At 69.7% G+C, this 20,040-nt stretch carries 20 protein-coding genes and 1 pseudogene; 7 read left to right on the forward strand and 14 right to left on the reverse strand.

Annotated elements, in window-relative coordinates:
- Nucleotides 1–53 precede the first annotated feature (53 nt).
- Nucleotides 54–473, forward strand: coding sequence for a CHY zinc finger protein (locus KYT88_RS15505; protein ID WP_043583665.1), 420 nt, complete (start codon nt 54–56; stop codon nt 471–473).
- Nucleotides 474–607: 134 nt separating this feature from the next.
- Here the strand turns inward: KYT88_RS15505 and dnaB are convergent, their stop codons facing one another.
- From dnaB to KYT88_RS15535, 6 genes and pseudogenes are all read right to left on the reverse strand, one after another.
- Nucleotides 608–1,987 carry a replicative DNA helicase gene (gene dnaB / locus KYT88_RS15510; RefSeq protein WP_012039646.1) on the reverse strand — a complete coding sequence of 460 codons (1,380 nt, stop codon included), beginning with the start codon at nt 1,985–1,987 and terminating at the stop codon, nt 608–610.
- 455 nt (nt 1,988–2,442) lie between these two features.
- Nucleotides 2,443–2,895 (reverse strand): 50S ribosomal protein L9, encoded by a 453-nt coding sequence (gene rplI, locus KYT88_RS15515; protein WP_012039647.1) that lies wholly within the window; start codon nt 2,893–2,895, stop codon nt 2,443–2,445.
- A gap of 11 nt (nt 2,896–2,906) precedes the next feature.
- Nucleotides 2,907–3,170, reverse strand: coding sequence for a 30S ribosomal protein S18 (rpsR, locus tag KYT88_RS15520; protein WP_012039648.1), 264 nt, complete (start codon nt 3,168–3,170; stop codon nt 2,907–2,909).
- A gap of 36 nt (nt 3,171–3,206) precedes the next feature.
- Entirely contained in the window at nt 3,207–3,761 is a 555-nt protein-coding gene (locus KYT88_RS15525; RefSeq protein ID WP_043583663.1) for a single-stranded DNA-binding protein, read from the reverse strand.
- A 102-nt stretch (nt 3,762–3,863) separates the two neighbouring features.
- Nucleotides 3,864–4,208: pseudogene (gene rpsF, locus KYT88_RS15530) on the reverse strand (30S ribosomal protein S6); the annotation flags it as partial.
- 184 nt (nt 4,209–4,392) lie between these two features.
- Nucleotides 4,393–5,823 carry a CCA tRNA nucleotidyltransferase gene (locus KYT88_RS15535; RefSeq protein ID WP_043583660.1) on the reverse strand — a complete coding sequence of 477 codons (1,431 nt, stop codon included), beginning with the start codon at nt 5,821–5,823 and terminating at the stop codon, nt 4,393–4,395.
- A 93-nt stretch (nt 5,824–5,916) separates the two neighbouring features.
- Here KYT88_RS15535 and KYT88_RS15540 point away from each other — a divergent pair, with 93 nt between their 5' ends.
- The 6 genes from KYT88_RS15540 to KYT88_RS15565 all read left to right on the forward strand — a co-directional run bounded on the left by KYT88_RS15540 (nt 5,917) and on the right by KYT88_RS15565 (nt 13,981).
- Nucleotides 5,917–8,214 carry a DUF6049 family protein gene (locus KYT88_RS15540; protein WP_043583658.1) on the forward strand — a complete coding sequence of 766 codons (2,298 nt, stop codon included), beginning with the start codon at nt 5,917–5,919 and terminating at the stop codon, nt 8,212–8,214.
- A gap of 36 nt (nt 8,215–8,250) precedes the next feature.
- Complete coding sequence (murJ, locus tag KYT88_RS15545) at nt 8,251–9,879, forward strand: murein biosynthesis integral membrane protein MurJ (protein WP_043583656.1); 1,629 nt, start codon at nt 8,251–8,253, stop codon at nt 9,877–9,879.
- 156 nt (nt 9,880–10,035) lie between these two features.
- Complete coding sequence (gene trxB / locus KYT88_RS15550; RefSeq protein ID WP_043583654.1) at nt 10,036–11,073, forward strand: thioredoxin-disulfide reductase; 1,038 nt, start codon at nt 10,036–10,038, stop codon at nt 11,071–11,073.
- 68 nt (nt 11,074–11,141) lie between these two features.
- Complete coding sequence (gene trxA, locus KYT88_RS15555; protein WP_012039655.1) at nt 11,142–11,465, forward strand: thioredoxin; 324 nt, start codon at nt 11,142–11,144, stop codon at nt 11,463–11,465.
- 184 nt (nt 11,466–11,649) lie between these two features.
- A complete protein-coding gene (locus tag KYT88_RS15560; RefSeq protein WP_043583652.1) occupies nt 11,650–12,972 on the forward strand; it encodes an aminotransferase-like domain-containing protein in 1,323 nt (440 codons plus the stop codon).
- A gap of 43 nt (nt 12,973–13,015) precedes the next feature.
- The gene (locus KYT88_RS15565) at nt 13,016–13,981 is read left to right on the forward strand and encodes a D-alanine--D-alanine ligase family protein (protein ID WP_043583650.1); all 966 of its coding nucleotides are present in this window, start codon (nt 13,016–13,018) and stop codon (nt 13,979–13,981) included.
- Nucleotides 13,982–14,034: 53 nt separating this feature from the next.
- On the opposite strand, the gene KYT88_RS15570 is transcribed toward KYT88_RS15565, so the two are convergent.
- The 8 genes from KYT88_RS15570 to rpmH all read right to left on the reverse strand — a co-directional run bounded on the left by KYT88_RS15570 (nt 14,035) and on the right by rpmH (nt 19,562).
- Nucleotides 14,035–15,024, reverse strand: coding sequence for a ParB/RepB/Spo0J family partition protein (locus tag KYT88_RS15570; RefSeq protein WP_043583648.1), 990 nt, complete (start codon nt 15,022–15,024; stop codon nt 14,035–14,037).
- A complete protein-coding gene (locus tag KYT88_RS15575; protein ID WP_081840885.1) occupies nt 15,024–15,905 on the reverse strand; it encodes a ParA family protein in 882 nt (293 codons plus the stop codon). Before KYT88_RS15575 ends, KYT88_RS15570 begins: the two co-directional genes overlap by 1 nt.
- A gap of 150 nt (nt 15,906–16,055) precedes the next feature.
- Nucleotides 16,056–16,691 carry a 16S rRNA (guanine(527)-N(7))-methyltransferase RsmG gene (gene rsmG, locus KYT88_RS15580; protein ID WP_043583647.1) on the reverse strand — a complete coding sequence of 212 codons (636 nt, stop codon included), beginning with the start codon at nt 16,689–16,691 and terminating at the stop codon, nt 16,056–16,058.
- A gap of 547 nt (nt 16,692–17,238) precedes the next feature.
- Nucleotides 17,239–17,802 carry a Jag family protein gene (locus tag KYT88_RS15585; RefSeq protein WP_043583645.1) on the reverse strand — a complete coding sequence of 188 codons (564 nt, stop codon included), beginning with the start codon at nt 17,800–17,802 and terminating at the stop codon, nt 17,239–17,241.
- Nucleotides 17,799–18,761: a membrane protein insertase YidC gene (yidC, locus tag KYT88_RS15590; protein ID WP_043583643.1), complete on the reverse strand. Its 963-nt coding sequence runs from the start codon at nt 18,759–18,761 to the stop codon at nt 17,799–17,801. Before yidC ends, KYT88_RS15585 begins: the two co-directional genes overlap by 4 nt.
- Nucleotides 18,762–18,771: 10 nt before the next feature.
- Nucleotides 18,772–19,083, reverse strand: a complete 312-nt coding sequence (gene yidD / locus KYT88_RS15595) for a membrane protein insertion efficiency factor YidD (protein ID WP_043583641.1) — start codon at nt 19,081–19,083, stop codon at nt 18,772–18,774.
- The gene (gene rnpA / locus KYT88_RS15600; RefSeq protein ID WP_081840884.1) at nt 19,080–19,421 is read right to left on the reverse strand and encodes a ribonuclease P protein component; all 342 of its coding nucleotides are present in this window, start codon (nt 19,419–19,421) and stop codon (nt 19,080–19,082) included. The genes yidD and rnpA overlap by 4 nt, the downstream gene beginning before the upstream one ends.
- A 3-nt stretch (nt 19,422–19,424) precedes the next feature.
- Nucleotides 19,425–19,562 carry a 50S ribosomal protein L34 gene (gene rpmH, locus KYT88_RS15605; protein ID WP_012039665.1) on the reverse strand — a complete coding sequence of 46 codons (138 nt, stop codon included), beginning with the start codon at nt 19,560–19,562 and terminating at the stop codon, nt 19,425–19,427.
- Nucleotides 19,563–20,040 lie beyond the last annotated feature (478 nt).

Consider the following 20,040-nt stretch of genomic DNA (forward strand, 5'->3'; position numbering starts at 1 on the left):
TGACCCCCTCACCCGGTCACGGGCCTTCGCTTGGCTCCTCCGGCACTGCAGCCGTGACCACCTTGGCCGATCACCGCACCTCCGTCGAGGCCGCTCCCGTCGGCGGACCGGCGATGGAGTCCCCTGCCATCCCCCGGGACACGACCACGGACGTCGATGCCGTCGTCGTCCGCGGCCCGGCGATCGACGCCGAGACCCGCTGCGTCCACTACGGCTCCGCGCTCGACGTGGTCGCCCTCCGCGCTCCGTGCTGCGACGCGTGGTACCCGTGCCACCTCTGCCACGCGGACGTCGCCGACCACCCGCTGGAAGTGATCCTCCGCTCGGCCCACCACCTGCCGGCCGCGCTCTGCGGCGTCTGCCGCGCCACGATGTCCGTGCCCGAGTACCTCGCGGCGGACGCCTGCCCGAGCTGCGGCGCCGCGTTCAACCCCGGCTGTGCTGCGCACGCTCACCTCTACTTCGCGCCCTGACTGGGACCCGCGCCGGAGCCGCGCCTCGATCCGTCGGTCCGCGCGGTCGCTCGCCAGGGGCGCCGGTTGCACCGCCGCGCGCCGGACGAGCGGCACCTCCGCGGGCGTCTCCGCCCGACGTGGTAGCCCTCCGGCTACCCGCCCGCCGGCATGTCCGCGAAGCGCGAGAAGTGCCCGTGGAACCCGACCGTGATGGTGCCGGTCGGGCCGTTGCGGTGCTTGGCGACGATGAAGTCGGCCTCGCCCGCACGCGGGTTGTCCTTCTCGTAGGCGCTCTCGCGGTGCAGCAGGATGACCATGTCGGCGTCCTGCTCGAGCGAGCCGGACTCGCGGAGGTCGGAGATGGCCGGCATCTTGTCGGCGCGCTGCTCGGGCCCGCGGTTCAGCTGCGACAGCGCGATGACCGGCACCTGCAGCTCCTTCGCCATGAGCTTGAGCGCACGCGAGAACTCCGAGACCTCCTGCTGGCGCGACTCGACCTTCTTGCCGCTCGTCATGAGCTGCAGGTAGTCGATGACGACCAGCTTCAGCCCGACCTTCTGCTTGAGCCGACGGCACTTCGCGCGGATCTCGACGAGCGTCATGTTGGGGCTGTCGTCGATGTAGAGCGGCGCGTCGTTGATGCGGCCGCGCGTCTGCGCGATGGTCGTCCAGTCCCTGGCGTCCACGGTGCCCTTGCGCATGCTCTGGAGCGGCACGGACGCCTCGGCGGACAGCAGGCGCATCGCGATCTCGCTGCGCCCCATCTCGAGGCTGAAGAAGATGGACGGCATGTCGTACTTGATGCTCGCCGCCCGCGCGAAGTCGAGCGCCAGGGTCGACTTCCCGAGCGCGGGGCGCGCGGCGACGATGATGAGCTGGCCGGGGTGCAGGCCGTTGGTGAGCGCGTCGAGGTCGGCGAAGCCCGTGGGCACGCCGGTCATCTGGCCGTCCTTGCCCTTCGCCGCCTCGATCTCGTCGATGGCGACCGTGACCGCGTCCGTGAGCGGCACGTAGTCCTCCGCCTCGACGCCGCCCGTGACGCCGTAGATCTCCGCCTGCGCGTTGTTCACGAGGTCGACGACCTCGCCCTCGCTGGCGTAGCCCATCTGCACGATGCGGGTGCCGGCCTCGACCAGGCGCCGCAGCACCGCCTTCTCGGCGACGATGGACGCGTAGAACCCGGCGTTGGCTGCCGTGGGGACGACGCTCGTGAGGGTGTGGAGGTAGTCGGCGCCGCCCGCACGGCTCAGCTCGCCGAGCTTGGTGAGCTCGTCGGTGACCGCGATGACGTCCGTGGGCTCGCCGTGCGAGTACAGCGACAGGATGGCGTCGAAGATGATCTCGTGCTTGGGGATGTAGAAGTCGATCGCCCGCACCTGCTCGACCGCGTCGGCGACCGCGTCCTTGCTGAGGAGCATGCCGCCGATGGCGCTCTGCTCGGCGAGGAGGTCGTGCGGCGGCGTGCGCTCGTGGCCGGCGCGCTTGTCGCGCTCGTCCCGTTCGCCGGCGAGACCCAGATGGGCGATGGACACGTGCGGCTCCCCTCGGTCGGCTGGGCGGATGCGCCCGCACGACCGTTCTAGCTCGGACCTCCGACACCGCTCAGACGACGTCGGCCGGACCGCTGACGGGTCCTCCGCGACCCGTTGGACGGGCGCTGCCCCACGATATGGATCCGGTCCGGCCAGGACCAAATGCCCCTGTGGACGAGACTGTGGACAAAGTGGGCGAAACGCCGGGGATCGTGTGGACTACCTGGGGACAAGCCTGTGCACTACTGAGTTTTTTCTGGTCTGAATCCCGTGCTGACCAGGCCTGGAGTTCTCCCCCACCGATGTGGGAAAACTAGTCTGCACCAGGGCTTGAGAGTTCGTCTGCTAGAGCCGGGCCTGTGGATGGGACTGGGGATCCAGAGGCCTCTGACCGGCTGGTTAACCGTCGATGGCGGTGGGCTCCATGAGCCCACCGCCATCGATCTCGTGCTGCGTTACTTCGCGGCGACGACCTGCAGGCTGATCGTGGCGACGATGTCGTCACGGAGCCGGATCGTGGCCTCGTGGTTCCCCGTGGCCTTGATGGCGTTGGGGATCTCGATCTTGCGCTTGTCGACCTGGCCGATGCCGGACTCCTCGACCGCCTTGGCGATGTCGGACGTCTTGACGGAGCCGAAGAGGCGCCCGCCCTGACCGGCCTTGACGGTGAGCTTGACGATCTTGGCCTCGAGGCGGCTCTTGAGGTCCTGCGCCTCCTCGATGGTCGCGTGCTCGCGAGCGGCACGCGCTGCCTTGATCTGCTCGATCTGCTTCTCGCCGCCGCGGCTCCAGATGACCGCGAAGCCCTGGGGCACGAGGTAGTTGCGGGAGAACCCGTTCTTGACCTCGACGACGTCTCCGGGGGAACCGAGGCCGGAGACCTCGGTCGTGAGGATCACTTTCGACATTCCATTACCCCTTAACGGCCAGAGCCGGCGTAGGGGAGAAGTGCCATCTCGCGCGCGTTCTTGACTGCGCGCGCGATGAGGCGCTGCTCCTGCACCGAGACACCGGTGATGCGACGAGCGCGGATCTTTCCCCGCTCGGAGATGAACTTGCGGAGGGTGGCGACATCCTTGTAGTCGATGACGCCGACGCGGATGGACTTCGCCGGGGCGGCGTTCTTGCCGCCCTTGGCTCCGCGGAGAGGCTTGCGGCGGTCGCCGCTGCTCTTTCCAGCCATGATTCTTCCTGTCTTTCGTACGTAGTGCGACGAGCCCTAGAAGGGCGTCTCGTCGTTGAAGTTGCCGGGGTTGGACCAGCCGCCGTCGCCGCCGCCGGAGTTGCCGCCCGAGCTCGCGGGTGTGCCCCACGGCTCCTCGGCCACCTGCTGCTGCTGGGGCTGTCCGCCGCCGAACTGGCCACGGCCACCGCCGCCGGAGTTGCCCCCGCCGCCGTTGCCGCCGCCGCCGGCCGCGCGCGTGACCTGAGCGGTCGCGTAGCGGAGCGAGGGGCCGATCTCGTCGACCTCGAGCTCGATGGAGGTGCGCTTCTCGCCCTCCTTCGTCTCGTACGACCGCTGCTTGAGGCGGCCGGTCGCGACGACACGCGAGCCCTTGGTGAGCGAGGACGCCACGTGCTCGGCGAACTCGCGCCACACGCTCGCACGGAGGAAGAGGGCGTCGCCGTCCTTCCAGTCGTTGCTCGCGCGGTCGAAGGACCTCGGCGTGGAGGCGATGGTGAAGTTGGCTACCGCCAGCCCGTTCTGCGTGTAACGCAGCTCCGGATCACTGGTGAGGTTGCCCACGACCGTGATGATGGTTTCGCCGGCCATCGACTACTCCCCGGTCTTCTCGCTGGAAGCAGCCTGCGCTGCCGGCTTGCCGGGCGTCGCCGGAGCGGCGTCCGTGGCGGGCGCCTGGGGCGCGGCGTCTGCGGCCTTGGACGTGGCGGCTGCCTTGCGGGCGGCCTTCTCGTCGGCGAGCTTGCGAGCGGACGCGACCATGGCCATGGCCTCCTCGGCACGCAGCACCTTGGTGCGCATGACGGCCTCGGACAGACCCAGCTGGCGGTCGAGCTCCTGCGTGGCCTCGCTCGTGGCGGTGAGCTGGACGACGGCGTAGATGCCCTCGTTCTTCTTGTTGATCTCGTACGCCAGTCGACGACGGCCCCAGACGTCGACGTTGTCGACGGTGCCACCGCTGGTGCGGATGACGTTGAGGAACTTGTCGAGACTGGGAGCGACGGTGCGCTCATCGATCTCGGGATCCAGGATCACCATGAGTTCGTACTGATGCGTCACTAACCCACCTCCTTCGGACTTGAACGGTCGCAGACGATCTGCGACAGGAGGGTATGTGCATCTGTCCGCGCGGGGCAGGGGAATCCCGTTGCCGGGCGGACAACCTCGCAAGACTACCGGATGGGGAGGAGTCGCACCAGGCCGCGGGTCGGGGCCGAGCGGATCAGCCCTGCTCGGCCGCCCACCACGCGACGAGGCGGCGCTCGGCCTCCTCCGCGGGGAGGGGGCCCTCGTCGAGGCGCAGCTCGAGCAGGAAGCGGTAGGCCCGGCCGACGACCGGTCCGGGCGGCACGTCGAGGATCCGCATGATGGCCTCGCCGTCGAGGTCGGGGCGCACCGCCGCCATCTCCTCCTGCTCGGCGAGCTCGGCGATGCGGGTCTCGAGGTCGTCGTAGGCGAATCCGAGGCGGTCGGCCTTGCGGCGGTTCTGCGTCGTGACGTCGGCGCGGGTCAGCATGTGCAGCCGCTCGAGCTCGGGACCCGCGTCGCGCACGTAGCGACGGACGGCCGAGTCGGTCCAGCCGCCCTCGGTGTAGCCGAAGAAGCGGAGGTGCAGCTCGATGAGGCGCGCGACCGACGCGATCGTGTCGTTGTCGAAGCGGAGCGCGCGGAGCCGGCGCTTGGCCATCTTGGATCCGACGACGTCGTGGTGGTGGAAGGTGACGACCCCGCCCGGCTCTAGCCGGCGCGTGGACGGCTTGCCGATGTCGTGGAGGAGCGCGGCGAGGCGGAGGACGAGATCCGGCGCGTCGCCCGGGTGGCGGGAGCGCTCGTGGTCGATGGCCTGGTCGAGCACCTGGAGGGAGTGCTGGTAGACGTCCTTGTGACGGTGGTGCTCGTCCGCCTCCAGCTTCATCGCCGGCAGCTCGGGGAGCACGTGGTCGGCCAGGCCGCCCTCGACGAGCAGGTCGAGGCCGGCGCGCGGCTCGGGGGTGCGCAGCAGCTTGGAGAGCTCGTCGCTCACGCGCTCGACGGAGATGTCGAGGATCCGCGGGGCCATGTCGCGGATGGCGGCGAGCGCGGCGTCGTCGAGCCGGAAGCCGAGCTGCGAGGCGAAGCGGACGGCGCGCATCATGCGGAGCGGGTCGTCGCCGAACGAGACCTCGGGGGCGACGGGCGTGCGGAGCACCTGGGCGAGGAGGTCGTCGATGCCACCGGACGGATCCACCAGCACCACCTGCGGCAGGCGCACGGCGAGCGCGTTCACCGTGAAGTCGCGGCGCACGAGGTCCTCCTCGAGCGACGAGCCGAACTCGACCTCGGGCTTCCGGGAGACGCCGTCGTACTGGTCGGTGCGGTAGGTCGTGATCTCGACCTGCTCCCCCTTGATGCGCGCGCCGATGGTCCCGAAGGCGCGGCCGATGTCCCAGTGGGCGTCGGCGACGGGCTTCACGATCTCGAGGATGCGATCCGGGCGCGCGTCCGTGGTGAGGTCGAGGTCGGTCGCGTCGCGGCCGAGGAACGCGTCGCGCACGGGGCCGCCGACGAGGGCGAGCTCGTGACCCGCCTCGTGGAAGGCGCGCGCGAGCACGGCGACCGGGGGCGATGCGGCCAGCTCGCGGAGACGCTCGAGGGCCTGTGCGACGCTGTGCATGGTCGGACAGTCTACGGCGGGACGACGCCGGGCTTCCGGCGTCCACGGCGAGCGCACACGGGCCGCGCGGGGCCAGCCATTTAGAATCGCCAGATGCACGCCGCGCCTCGACACGACGCCGGCCACACCCGCACGGACAGAGCCCTCCGGCTGATCCGGCGATCCGCTCGACGCACGATCTCCACCCTCGTGTGCGTCACGGTCGCCGCCGGGACGCTCGCCGCCGGGACGGTCGCGGGTCCGTCGACCCCGGCGCACGCGGCCACCGACGGCGTCACGCTCACCGTCACGCCCGCGGCCGAGGGGATCCTCACGCCCGGCCAGGACCTCGCCGTCACAGTGTCCGTCGTCAACGCGACGGAGGCCGCGGTGCCGTCCGGGCGCATCGACCTCGACCTCAACCGCACCGTCCTCGACACCCGCACGAAGATCGACGGCTGGCTCGACACCGCGTCGACCGAGGCGAACTCGCGCACCGGCCCGCGGATCGGCCGCGCCGACACCCCGGAGGTGCCCGCGGGCGGCACGGTCGACGTGGCCATCACGGTGCCGTCGGCGACCGTGGCCCTGCAGGGCAGCCGGGGCGGGTTCGGGCCGCGCGGGCTCACGGCGGAGCTCGATGCCGGCGGCGCTGACGTCGCGACGGGACGCGGTGCGGTCGTCTGGAGCCCCGGCGCGGATCCGGCGCCCACGCCCGTCGCGGCCGTCATGCCGCTCACCGTCCCCCCGAGCGCGTCGGACTTCATCGACGCCGAGGCCCTCGCGACCTACACGGCGGCGGGCGGCACTCTCACGCGCCAGCTCGACGCGGTCTACGGCCGGCCCGTCGCGGTGGGCATCGACCCGCGGATCATCGCGTCCATCCGGATCCTCGGCGCCGACGCCCCCGCGTCCGCCGTCGAGTGGCTGCAGCGCCTCCGCGAGATCCCGAACGAGACCTTCGCGCTGGCATGGGCGGACGCCGACGTCGCCGTGCAGGCGCAGGCGGGGGCCGCGACGCTCCTCGCGCCCACGGACGCCTCCTACGCCGTGCGGGCGAGCCGGTTCGCGGCGCCGGGCTCGACGCCCGCGCCGTCCCCGAGCTCGACGCCCAGCGAGACCCCCACGGCCGCGGAGTCCCCCGCCGCCAGCGGCATGCGCGGTGGATCCGCCATCGCCGGCGCCGCGACCGCCGCCCCCGCCGAGACGCCCGCTCCCTCCTCCAGTCCCGAGCCGAGCCCCACGCCATCGGCGCCGGTGCTGGCCCCCGCGCCGAGCCTCGCCGACCTGACCGCCTGGGACCACACGATCTCCGGCGTCTCCTGGCCGGCCGCGGGCACCGTGACCTCGGGCGACCTCGGGGTTCTCGCCGCCAGCGGCACCACCACGGCGATCCTCGGGAGCGGCGACGTGCAGTCCACGGGATCCGCGTCCGTCGCCGCGACCGGGACGATCGGCGACACGACCGTGCTCGTGACCGACGCCCGTGTCTCCGCCCTCGTCGACCAGGCGCTCTCCGCGGAGACGGACGAGGCCTTCGGGATCGCGCTGGCCCAGCTCTCGGCGACCCTCGCGGCCGACGCGCGCGCGGCCGACGGCCACGTGGTCGTGGCGGGTCTCGAGCGCGGCTGGGCGGCCTCCGGCGGACGGCTGGGACAGCTGCTCGACGCGATCCAGGGACTCCCCTTCAGCGACACCGCGCAGCTGGGCGCCGCCTTCGCCACCGCGCCCGTGCCGCTGCAGGTCGTGGATCACCCGGAGGACGCCACGCGGGTCCAGCGCGTCGCCGACGCGATGTCGCTCGAGGCGCAGGTCGACGCGTTCGCCAAGGCGGTCGAACGCCCCGAGCTCATCACCGGCCAGCAGCGGATGCTGCTCCTCGCGACGCTCTCGAACCGCTGGCGCGACGACCCGGATGGACTGGTGACCATCCAAGACGGTTACACGGCGCAGGCGGACGCGCTGCTGGGTTCGGTCGCCATCACCACCCGTCAGAACACCGTCATCAGCGACACGACGAGCCTCCTCGTCAACGTCAGCAACGAGCTCGACCAGCCCGTCACGGTGCGGCTGTCGATCATCGCCGGCAGCGGCCGGATCCGCGTCGACGGCTCCGCGCTCGTCACGGTCCCGGCGCACGGCAGCGCATCGGCCCGCCCGCCCATCACCTCCATCTCCAACGGCGACGTCGTGGTCACCGCGCGGCTGACCACCCAAGACGGTTCCGTCCAGATCGGCGAGAGCGCGCCCGTCGAGCTCTTCATCCGGGCCGGGTTCGAGGCCGTCGTCACGACGCTGTTCGTCGCCGCCGTCGCGCTCCTGTTCGGCTTCGGCCTGTTCCGCAGCATCCGCAAGCGCCGCCGCGCCCGTGCCCGGCAGCTCGCCGGCCTGCCCGAGGAGATCGATGACTGACCGGATCGCGCCGCCCGCCCCCGGATCGGACCCGGCATGACCGCGTCCCCCGCTCCCCGCGGCGGCATCGGCCGTGCGTCCGCCCTGCTCGCCTCGGGCACGTTCGTCTCGCGGATCCTCGGCTTCGTCAAGGCCATCGTGCTGCTGCAGACCATCGGCGCCACCCTCGGCAGCTCCAACGCGTTCTCCAACGCGAACCAGCTGCCGAACAACATCTACGTGATCATCGCGGGCGGCGTCCTCAACGCCGTCCTCGTGCCGCAGGTCGTGCGCGCCGCAAAGCACGCCGACGGCGGCGCCGGATACATCAACAAGCTCGTCACCATCGCGATCGTCGTCCTCGGCGGGGTCACGATCCTCGCGACCGTGGGCGCTCCCGTCGTCTCGCGCCTCTACGCCGCCACCCTGCCGCCGGACGTCTTCGCGCTCGTCGTCGCGTTCGCCTACTGGTGCCTGCCGCAGATCCTCTTCTACGGGCTCTACGCCGTGCTCGGCGAGGTCCTGAACGCCCGGGGATCCTTCGGGCCCTTCACGTGGGCGCCCGTCCTCAACAACGTGGTCGCCATCGCCGGCCTCCTCGTCTTCCAGGCCATGTTCGGCTCCGGCAGCCGCCCCGTCGACGACTGGAGCCTCGACAAGATCGTCGTGCTCGCCGGATCCGCGACCCTCGGCGTCGTCGCCCAGGCGCTCATCCTCTTCGTGTTCTGGCGCCGCGTGGGCCTGCGCTTCCGGTTCGACTTCGCGTGGCGGGGCGTGGGCCTCGGCACCGCCGGCCGCCTCGCGGGCTGGACGTTCGGCATGCTCGTCGTGACGCAGCTCGCCGGGATCGCGCAGTCGAACGTGGCGAACATCGCCGCCACCTCGGACAGCCCCTCGAGCACGATCCTGCTCAACGCGTGGCTCTTCTTCATGCTGCCGCACTCGATCTTCGCGGTCTCCATCGCCACCGCGTACTTCACCCGGATGAGCACGCACGCGGGCGAGGGCGACCACGACAGCATGCGCGCGGACCTCTCCTCGGCCGTGCGGCTCGTCGCGCTCATGACGGTGCTCTCCACCGCGCTCATCGCCGTGCTGGCAGGACCCGTGGCGCGCGTGATGGTGTCGGGCGACATCGGCGAGGTCCGCGGCTACGGCATCGTCCTGATCGCCTTCATCCTCGGCCTGCCGGCGTTCAGCACCCTCTTCGTGCTGCAGCGCGCCTTCTACGCCCTGTCGGACACGCGCACGCCGTTCCTCATCCAGTGCGCGCAGGTCGTGCTGTTCATCGTCGGAGCGCTGGTCATCTCGCAGCAGCCCGTCGAGCTGATCGGCGTCGGGCTCGCCCTGCTCCAGACCGTCACGGTCACCGTCCAGGCCGTCCTGACCGCGGTGCTCCTCCGCCGCCGCATCGGCCGCGTCGACGGGCGTCGGATCCTCCGCAGCGTGGTCCGCTTCGTCGTCGCCGCAGTGCCGACCGCGCTCGTCGGCATCGCGCTCCTCGCCCTCGTCTCGGGCGGCGCGTTCGAGGGAGTGGGCGTCGCGTCGAAGGGCCAGGCGCTCCTCGTCGGGATCCCCCTGGCCGCCGTCATGACGGCCGTGTACGTCGCCGCGCTGGCCGCCATGCGCTCCTCCGAGCTGCAGCAGCTCGCGGGCCCCGTGATGCGCCGCATCCGCCGCCGCTGACCCCGCGCGCCGCCGTCGGCTCGACCGGCCAGGGGGCGTGTCCGCGCACGCGCCCCCGCCCGGTGGAGCCGCAGGAATAGCCGCTACCGTGGGTCTGTTGCAGAGGTGAGCGGGCGCCGGGAAGGTGCCCCGCCGAGCAGTGGAGGAGAAGCCGTCGTGCGTCAGATCATCATCATCGGTTCGGGTCCGGCCGGGTACACGGCCGCCATCTACGCCGCGCGCGCCAACCTCACGCCCCTCCTCATCGCGAGCTCGGTCGAGGCCGGCGGCGAGCTCATGAACACCACCGAGGTGGAGAACTACCCCGGCTTCACCGACGGCATCCAGGGCCCCGACCTCATGATGGCGATGCAGGCGCAGGCCGAGCGCTTCGGCACCGAGGTCGTCCTCGACGACGTCACGTCGGTCGAGCTCACGGGCGACGTCAAGCGCGTCACCCTCGGCAACGGCGACGTTCACGAGGCCCTCGCCGTCATCGCCGCCACCGGATCCGCGTACCGCAAGCTCGGCCTCCCCGCGGAGGACCGCTTCAGCGGCCACGGCGTCTCCTGGTGCGCCACGTGCGACGGCTTCTTCTTCCGTCAGAAGACCATCGCCGTCGTCGGCGGCGGCGACAGCGCGATGGAGGAGGCCACCTTCCTCACGCGCTTCGCGGAGAAGGTCTACGTCATCCACCGCAAGGACACCCTGCGCGCCTCGAAGATCATGCAGGACCGCGCGTTCGAGAACCCCAAGATCGAGTTCGTCTGGAACGCGCAGGTGGTCGACATCACGGGCGGCGAGAAGGTCGACGGCGTCGTGCTCGAGGACACCGTCACCGGCGAGCAGCGCCCGCTCGCGCTCGACGGCCTCTTCATCGCCATCGGCAACGACCCGCGCACGCACCTCTTCCACCAGCAGCTCGAGCTCACCACCGAGGGCACCATCGCCGTCGAGGGCCGGTCCTCGCGCACCAACCTGCCGGGCGTGTTCGCGGCCGGCGACGTGATCGACCCGACCTACCGCCAGGCCGTCACGGCAGCCGCGTCGGGCACGGTCGCGGCGCTCGACGCGGAGCACTTCCTCGCATCGCTGCCGGACACCCTGCTCGACGCCGCATCCGACGGACCGGACGGCCCCGCGGGCCACGGCGCTCCGGCTGCCGGCAGCGCGGTGGATCCCGACGGCGAGCTCGTCGGCGCCGACCACCAGTAGCGGCACCCCTCATCACGACCCGATCCGGCATCCGCTCGGATCCACGAGAACCACACGAAGGAGAACCCATGTCCCACTCCCGCGACGTCACCGACGCCAGCTTCCAGGCCGACGTCCTCGACGCCGAGAAGACCGTCATCGTCGACTTCTGGGCGCCCTGGTGCGGCCCGTGCAAGGCCGTCTCCCCCGTCCTCGACCAGATCGCCGCCGAGAACCCCGGCATCGAGCTCGTCAAGATCGACGTGGACGACAACCCCGAGATCGCGATGAAGTACAAGATCACGTCGATCCCGGCCATGAAGGTCTTCCAGAAGGGCGAGGTCGTCAAGACCGTCATCGGCGCCAAGCCGAAGCCGGCCCTCGAGCAGGAGTTCGCCGACTTCCTCAAGTAGCCGTCTCTCGCGCCGGACAGGCTGCGAGGACATCCGGAGGGCCCGGCACCGCGAGGTGCCGGGCCCTCCGTCGTCCGCCCACGCCGTCGTCCGCCCACGCCGTCGCCGGCCACCGCCGCTGGACCGGGGGTCGCGGCCCGCCGCCCGTTAGGCTGGACGGCAATCGGACAGTGAGAGACGTGACGTGACACCTGCAGGCATCCCCCGCGAATCCGCGGGCACCAACCTCGACCCCTGGTTCCCCCACTACGCGGAGAGGACCTCCGGCCTCAGCGCCTCCGAGGTCCGCGCCCTCTTCGCCGTGGCCAGCCGACCCGAGGTCGTCTCGCTCGCCGGCGGCATGCCGTTCGTCTCCGCCCTCCCCCAGGAGCTCATCGTCACGGCGATGGAGAAGGTCATGCGCGAGCGCGGGCCGGTGGCGCTCCAGTACGGCGGCGGCCAGGGCACGCCCGAGCTCCGCGAGGACATCCTCGAGATCATGGCGCTCGAGGGCATCCGCGGCAGCGTCGACGACATCGTCACCACCACGGGCTCGCAGCAGGCGCTGGATCTCGTCACGAAGCTCTTCATCGACCCGGGCGACGTGATCCTCGCGGAGGCCCCCAGCTACGTCGGCGCGATCGGCGTCTTCCGCAGCTACCAGGCCGTCGTCGAGCACGTCGTCATGGACGACGACGGGCTCGTCCCCGAGGCGCTGCGCGAGGCCATCGCCCGGATCCGCGGCGAGGGACGCACCATCAAGTTCCTCTACACGGTCCCCAACTTCCACAACCCGGCCGGGGTCACCATGTCGGCTGCCCGCCGACCGGAGATCCTCGAGATCTGCCGTTCGAACGACATCCTCGTGCTCGAGGACAACCCCTACGGTCTCCTCTGGTTCGACCGACCGGCGCCGGACGCCATGCGCAGCCTCGACGACGAGGGGGTCATCTACCTCGGCTCGTTCTCCAAGACCCTCGCCCCCGGCTTCCGGGTCGGCTGGGCGCTCGCGCCGCACGCCATCCGCGAGAAGCTCATCCTCGCCCAGGAGTCGGCGGTGCTATCCCCCAGCTCCTTCAGCCAGCTGATCATCTCCGAGTACCTGCACGCCTCGGACTGGAAGGGCCAGATCGACACCTTCCGCGGCGTGTACCGAGAGCGACGCGACGCCACGCTGTCCGCCCTCCAGGAGCACCTGCCTGGCCTGTCCTGGACCGTGCCCAACGGCGGCTTCTACGTATGGCTGAAGCTCCCCGAGCAGCTCGACTCCAAGCAGATGCTCCCCCGGGCCGTGACCGCCCTGGTCGCCTACACGCCCGGCACCGCGTTCTACGCCGACGGCCGCGGACGCGACGCCATCCGACTGTCGTTCTGCTACCCGACGCCTGACCGCATCCGGGAAGGCATCCGCCGCATGGCGGGCGTGATCGACGACGAGCTGGATCTGCTCACCACGTTCTCCGGCACGGGCGCGCTCTCGTCACGCCCCACGACGTCCGTCGTCACGCCCCCGCCGGACCTCGACTGACCATCCGCGTCCACGAACACCGACCGCAACCGGATCGAGCATCATGACCGCACACGAGCCCCTCTCCGTCCTCGTCCTCGCGGGCGGGATCTCCCATGAGCGCGACGTGTCGCTCCGCAGCGGTCGCCGCGTGGCAGATGCCCTGCGCGCAGCCGGTGTCCACGCGTCCCTGCGCGATCCCGACGCCACCCTCCTCGACTTCCTCCGGGACACGCCTCCCGCCGTCGTCTGGCCGGTCCTCCACGGGGCCAGCGGTGAGGACGGCGCGCTCCTCGGCCTGCTCGAGCTCGCGGGCGTCCCCTATGTGGGCTCCTCGGCACGTTCCGCGCGGCTCGCATGGGACAAGCCGACCGCGAAGGCGATCGCCGAGTCCGCGGGCATCCGCACGCCGCGATCCGTGACCCTCCCCAAGGACACGTTCCGTGAGCTCGGCGCGGCTGCCGTCCTGCGCCTCGTCACCGAGTCCGTGCCCGCCCCCTATGCCGTCAAGCCGGCCCGCGGCGGGTCGGCGCAGGGGGTCACGATCGTGACCGATGCCGATGCCCTGCCGCGTGCGATGGTGGACGCCTACACATACGGCGACGTCGCCCTCATCGAGCAGCTCGTCGTGGGGACCGAGGTGGCGATCGGCGTCCTCGACACCGGCGACGGTCCCGAAGCGCTGCCGGCGACCGAGATCGTGCCGACGTCCGGCGTGTACGGCTACGAGGCGCGCTACAACGCGGGTCTCACGCGCTTCTTCACCCCCGCGCGCATCTCCCCCGAGGCGACCGCCGCAGCGTCCGCCGCTGCCATCGGGATCCACCGCGCCCTCGGCATCGGACAGATGTCGCGAGTGGACATCATCATCGACGCCGCGGGCGAGCCCTGGTTCATCGAGGTCAACGTCATCCCCGGTCTCACCGAGACGTCGTTGCTCCCGCAGGGACTCGCCGCTGCCGGGGTCGAGGTGGGCGATCTCTACCGCCGCCTCGCCGAGGCCGCGCGGGGAGCCTCCTCCGCCCCCTGACTCCGCAGGTTCGTGAACGGGAGGCGACCTCACTGAGGTCGCCTCCCGTCGTGTCAGCTGGGGTCGCCGTCAGGGACACCCATCTCCTGGGCGATGCGGGTCAGATCCCCCACCGTCGCGAAGTCGATGACGATCTGGCCCTTCTGGGCCGACATGGTCACGCGCACGCTCGTGTTGAGGTGGTCCCCGATGCGCTGGGCCGTGTCGTCCAGATGCGCGTTGCGCGCCGAGCTCGCGGTCTTGCGCGGCTTGTTGGTCCGCTGCCCCCGTTGCGCAGCAGCCTCCGCCGCCCGCACGGAGAGATCCTCGTTGACGATCTTCTCGGCGAGGTGGCGCATGGCGTCCTCGTCCCCGGACGACAGGATCGCGCGCGCGTGCCCAGCGGACAGGACGCCGGCCGCGACGCGATGCTGGACGTCCTCGGGTAGACGGAGCAGGCGGATCGTGTTGGTGATCTGCGGCCGCGACCGCCCGAGGCGCTGGGCGAGCTCGTCCTGGGTGATGGCGAAGTCGGCCAGCAGCTGCTGATAGGCGCTCGCCTCCTCGAGGGGGTTCAGCTCCGACCGGTGCAGATTCTCGAGTAGCGCGTCCCGGAGCATCGACTCGTCGGCGGTGTCCTTGATGACGGCCGGGATGGTGCCCAAGCCGAGCTCCTTGGTGGCCCGCAGGCGACGCTCCCCCATCACGAGCTCGTAGCGGGCGCGGCCATCCCCGTCAGCACCGAGCGGGCGCACCACGATCGGCTGGAGCACCCCGTACTCCCGGATGGACACCATCAGCTCCTGGAGCTCTTCCTGGCGGAAGTCAGTGCGCGGCTGCTGCGCGTTCGGGGTGATGTCCGCGGGATCGAGGTTGGCCAGCCGCGCGCCTGGCACGGCCACGAGCTCCGGCTCCCCCTTCCCCCGCGACTCCCCCTGAACGCCGCTCGGTGCACCGGCGCCGATGCTGTCCGGGAAGAAGACGTCGACAGGTCTGCTGCGCTCGTCGGAGGTGGGGATGAGCGCGCCGATGCCGCGACCCAGGCCGGTTCTCTTGGTTGCCATTACTTCTGGGCTCCTCGGTGTGCGATCTCGGCTGCCGCCTCCAGGTAGGAGAGCGCGCCAGGTGAATTGGGGTCGTAGCTGATGACGCTCTGGCCGTAGCTGGGCGCCTCGCTGATGCGGACGGACCGCGGGATAAGCGTCGTGAGCGTCTGCTGAGGGAAGTGCTCTCGTACCTCGGCCGCGACCTGTTGGGCCAGATTCGTGCGTCCGTCGTACATGGTCAGCAGGATGGTGGACATCGCCAGATCAGGGTTGAGGTGCTGCGCGATCAGTTCGATGTTCGAGAGCAGCTGGCTGAGGCCCTCGAGCGCGTAGTACTCGCACTGGATGGGGATCAGCACCTCCCTGGCGGCGCTGAACGCGTTGATCGTGAGCAGCCCGAGCGACGGTGGGCAGTCGATCAGGACATAGTCGAAGTCGCGCCCGCTGTCCGACGCCAAGAAGGCGTCGAGGGCCTTCCGGAGCCGACGTTCACGGTGCGGCAGATTCACGAGCTCGATCTCGGCCCCCGCGAGATGGATCGTCGCAGGAACGCAGAAGAGGGTGTCGAATTCCGGGCTCCTCTGCACGGCCTTCTCCACGGCGACGTCATTGACGAGCACGTCGTAGACGCTCATGAGGTCACTGGCACGGTCTGCACCGAGCGCCGTCGAGGCGTTGCCCTGCGGATCGAGGTCTATGACCAGCGTCCGGGAGCCGGCCTTCGCGAGCGCCGCGGCGAGATTCACGGTGGACGTGGTCTTCCCCACCCCGCCCTTCTGATTGGCGATGGTGAAGACCCGAGTGCGTGTCGGACGTGGCAGAACGAGACCGGCGAGAGCTTTGCGTCGTCGGCTCGTCTCGGAGAGCTCGCGAGCTATTGGACTCAGGTCGTCATCCATGGACTGCTCCCGATCGGTCGAAGTGGGCGATGGGGACATGGGGTGTATTGGCATGTTTCACGTGCAACATTCGGACCGCGTCGGCGCAGCGATTGCCCTGTAATCCCTGCTGGATCAGGGCTTCTATCGGAAACGACCGTCGATGGTGGCTCATGCGACTCGCGCCCGGATCACTCTCGTGACCTCGTCGACCTGCCCATGGCCGAGCACGACCACCTCGACGTCTTCCAAGTGGTACTTCCGAATGGCTTTGCTCGCCGCCTCGACCTCGCGCTCCGCGTTTGACCCCTTCATCAGCACCAGCTCTCCCCCGGTCTTCACGAGCGGGACGGTGAGAGGTATCAGCTTCGCGAATGCACTCACGGCCCTTGCGGTCACCTGGTCGAGACTGAACTCCTGCGCCACCTCTTCAGCACGAGCTCGTCGTACCGATACGTTGGCCATGGCCAGATGTGCCACCTGCTCTTCCAACCAGGCGACACGGCGCTCCATGGGCTCGATGAGGACGAACTCGACGTCTGGTCGGGCGATGGCGAGAACCAGTCCCGGCAGCCCCGCCCCGGTTCCGATGTCGCCGACGAGTCCAGGACGTAGAAGCGGCGCGACCAGCACGGAGTTGATGATGTGTCGTGACCAGAGTCGTGGGGGCTCGAGCGGGCCGATGAGGCCGAGCTCCTCTCCCCGCTGACCGAGCTGGGACGCGAATTCGCGCGCAACATCAAGGCGGTCCCCGAATAGCGACGCCGCCACCGTCGGCTCCGACTCAATGATGATCTGCTCGGGCATCGCGTATCCATCCTGTTTTCGGCGGCTGTGTCAGCTCGACCATGTGCGCGACCGGTCTCAGCATCGCGCGTTCGTTACGACTGTGGCGAGGCGTGTCCTGCGAGTTTAGCGTTCAGTGATGTTGAGCGACGACCGGCCCTACCCGGTGCTCGGTCCGTCATCCGCGCACTTCGCCCTGCGCTCATGTTTCACGTGAAACTACCGGCTCAGCGTATGGTGGTCTCGCGCTCCAGGGACCCAAGCGCAGTGAGCAACAACCGTCCTCTGCGGGGTCGGCGCACGTTTCACGTGAAACACGTCGCACGACGCCTGGGCTCACAGTCGAAGGATCGACTATCACTCTGCGGGCCTCGGAATAGTAGCGTCGATCATCCGAAACGCCTAGCTCTGCTCAGTCCCGTCTCCACGACTTCCGCGTCACAGCCACCCATATCCCAGCACTCGTTGGTGACACGTATGTGCTACTTAGGCGCCGTCCCGTGGCTGCGTTCGAAGACGAGAGAGGCCCGATCCGCCGGACCGGGCCTCTCCATTCACGCCGCGGGATTCACGCCTTCGTGATCACCGTGTGACGGTCGCGCCCCTCACCCTCGGACTCCGAGGTGTAACCCCGCTCGGCCACGATGTCGTGTACGAGCTTCCGCTCATACGACGACATGGGCGGGAGCGACGCAGTCGCAGATCCAGCGGAGATGCGCTCGATAGCGCGGTCGACGAGCTGGGCGAGCTCGACCTGACGCGCATCTCGAGAGCCGCCGACATCGAGGATCAGACGGCTGAACACGCCCGTCCTGTTCTGGACCGCGAGCCGCGTCAACTCCTGGAGGGCCGTGACGGTCTCCGGGTTCGACAGCAGGCGCAGGTCCTGGGAGTCCGCCGCGTCGACGGAGACGTATGCACGCCCTCCGCGCTGATCGATGTCGATGTCGCCGTCCAGGTCGCAGATGTCGAGGAGCTCCTCGATGTAATCAGCCGCAATGTCGCCCTCGTCGACGCCATCAGCGCCGACGGCCACCGCGGCCTGCTCGATCTCGGAGTCCTCCGCCACACCGTCAACACCACGACCACGTGCCGTGGGCACGAGCACCGGCTCGCTCTCTACGTCGGTCATCGGCTCTTGGATCCCGCCTGCTTCTTGGCGCGGTTCTTACTCACCGGCTGCTGACGCTGTGCCGGCTTGCGCTCCTCCACCACGATGGTCGACGACTCCGACGCCGTCTCAGGGGCGACCAGCTTGCCCTTGCGCGCCAGCCGAGCCTCACGGGCGCGCGCGGCCTCGCTACCCGGAGTCGGCATGTTGCGGATGACGAGGAACTGCTGCCCCATCGTCCAGAAGTTCGAGACCAGCCAGTAGAACATCACGCCGAGGGGGAAGGCGATGCCGGACACGGCGAACACCAGCGGGAGGATGTACAGCAGGATGCGCTGCTGCTTGAACATCGGGCTGGCCTTGGTCTCCTCGGACATGTTCTTGGCCATGATCTGCAGCTGCGTGATGAACTGCGACGCGCTCATGAGGATGACCATCGTGGTCGCGATGACGATGACGGTGACGTTGCCGTTGGCCGTCGAGATCGCCGACTGCAGGGGAGCGCCGAGGAACGACGACTCGCCGAACGAACGGGAGAGCTGCTCGTTCAGGAGACCGATGCCCGGCAGCTCCTCCACCGCGGCACGGTGGAGCACCGAGTAGAGCGAGAAGAAGATCGGCATCTGCAGGAGCAGGGGGAGGCAGCTGCTCAGCGGGTTGGTGCCGGTGTCCTTGTACAGGGCCATGGTCTCGCGGGACATGGCCTCGCGGGAGAACTGGTCGCGCTTGCCCTTGTACTTGTCCTGGATCTTCTTCAGCTGCGGCGCGACCTCCATCATGCGGCGCTGGTTCTTGATCTGGCGCACGAAGATCGGGATGAGCGCAGCACGGACCACGAGCACGAGGCCCACGATCGAGAGCACCCAGGTGGCGCCGTTGTCGGGATCCAGCCCGAGGGTGGTCCACAGCGTGTGGAAGCCGACCAGGATGAGTTCGATGACCCACTTGATCGGCCACAGGATCGTTCCGAGGAAGTCCATGAGGTGGTCGTTAGCCCTTTCCGTGGCTGGGTGCGACGACGAATCCGAGCCTCGTGCGCCGGTACTGCTGGACCCGACGAGCGGGGACGTCGTCGATGCCGCCCGCCGCCCAAGGGTGGCACCGGCACACGCGCCACGCGGCGAGGAGGCCGCCGTGGACGATCCCGTGCTCCTGCACGGCCTCGAGGCCGTAGGCCGAGCACGACGGGTAGTACCTGCACACGTCCCCGTACAGAGGGGATACGACGCGCCGATAGAGGCCGATCACGGCGATGGTTGCGTTCCGAGGCGCTAGGACGACGGAGGTCAGTGCCCTCTTCATATCGTCCTCACGACCCGCGTCACGGCTGACGCGATCTCCTCATGCAGGGTATCCCACGGTGTCTGCTCCATGCCTGGCAGTACTCGGATCACGATGGAGGTGCCCGCGGGTACCGTGGGGAGCACATCGGCCGACACGGCCTTGAGGCGCCTGCGGACGAGGTTTCGGGTCACGGCGTTGCCGACCTTCTTCGAGACGATGAACCCGAAGCGGGCAGGCGCATCACGGGGTCCGGCCAGTGCGGACACGACCGCGGTCCCCGTGGTGGTCCGGCGTCCTCGCCTGACGATGGTGCGGTAGTCCGCACCGCTCGTCACGCGATTCCGCCGAGCGAGCACGTGCTACGCGGAGAGCTCGGTGCGTCCCTTGCCACGACGGGCGGCGAGGATGGCACGGCCGGCACGGGTGCGCATGCGGAGGCGGAAGCCGTGCTTCTTGGCCTTCTTGCGGTTGTTCGGCTGGAAGGTGCGCTTGCTCACGATGAGTCTCCACTCAGGTTGGTCCACGGGGCCGACGAGTGCGGCTGGGAAGATGGGGCAGCCTCGAGGGGCTGGGTCAACTGCCTAAATCTACGGGCCGGGCGGGCTGCGGTCAAACCCGGGAGCCGGATCGTGATTATCCACACAGACCGGCCATCGGCCGGTATCGACATGCCGCCGTCGATAGGGTCGATTTGTCCTGATCTCCGACAGTGGCTACCGTGTGGCGTGGCCGCGACGCGTCGGGGATCGCCCGCGCGGTGCTGACGGCCCGTTCGCACACAGGGTGGATAACCCTGTGAGTAACTATGCTGTCCGCGGTCGCGGTACCCGGATGGTCCGCACCCTCGGAGCCTCCGGGGACGGACGCCGCACGAACGACCGCGACGCCCTTCCAGCGTCGACAGCAGTCCGCGCACCGCGTGGCGGCCCCGGCACCAGCCGCGGGACCGAGCCTGGTGACGGCAGATGGGGAAAC

The sequence above is a fragment of the Clavibacter sp. A6099 genome (assembly GCF_021919125.1).
GTDB lineage: Bacteria > Actinomycetota > Actinomycetes > Actinomycetales > Microbacteriaceae > Clavibacter > Clavibacter seminis.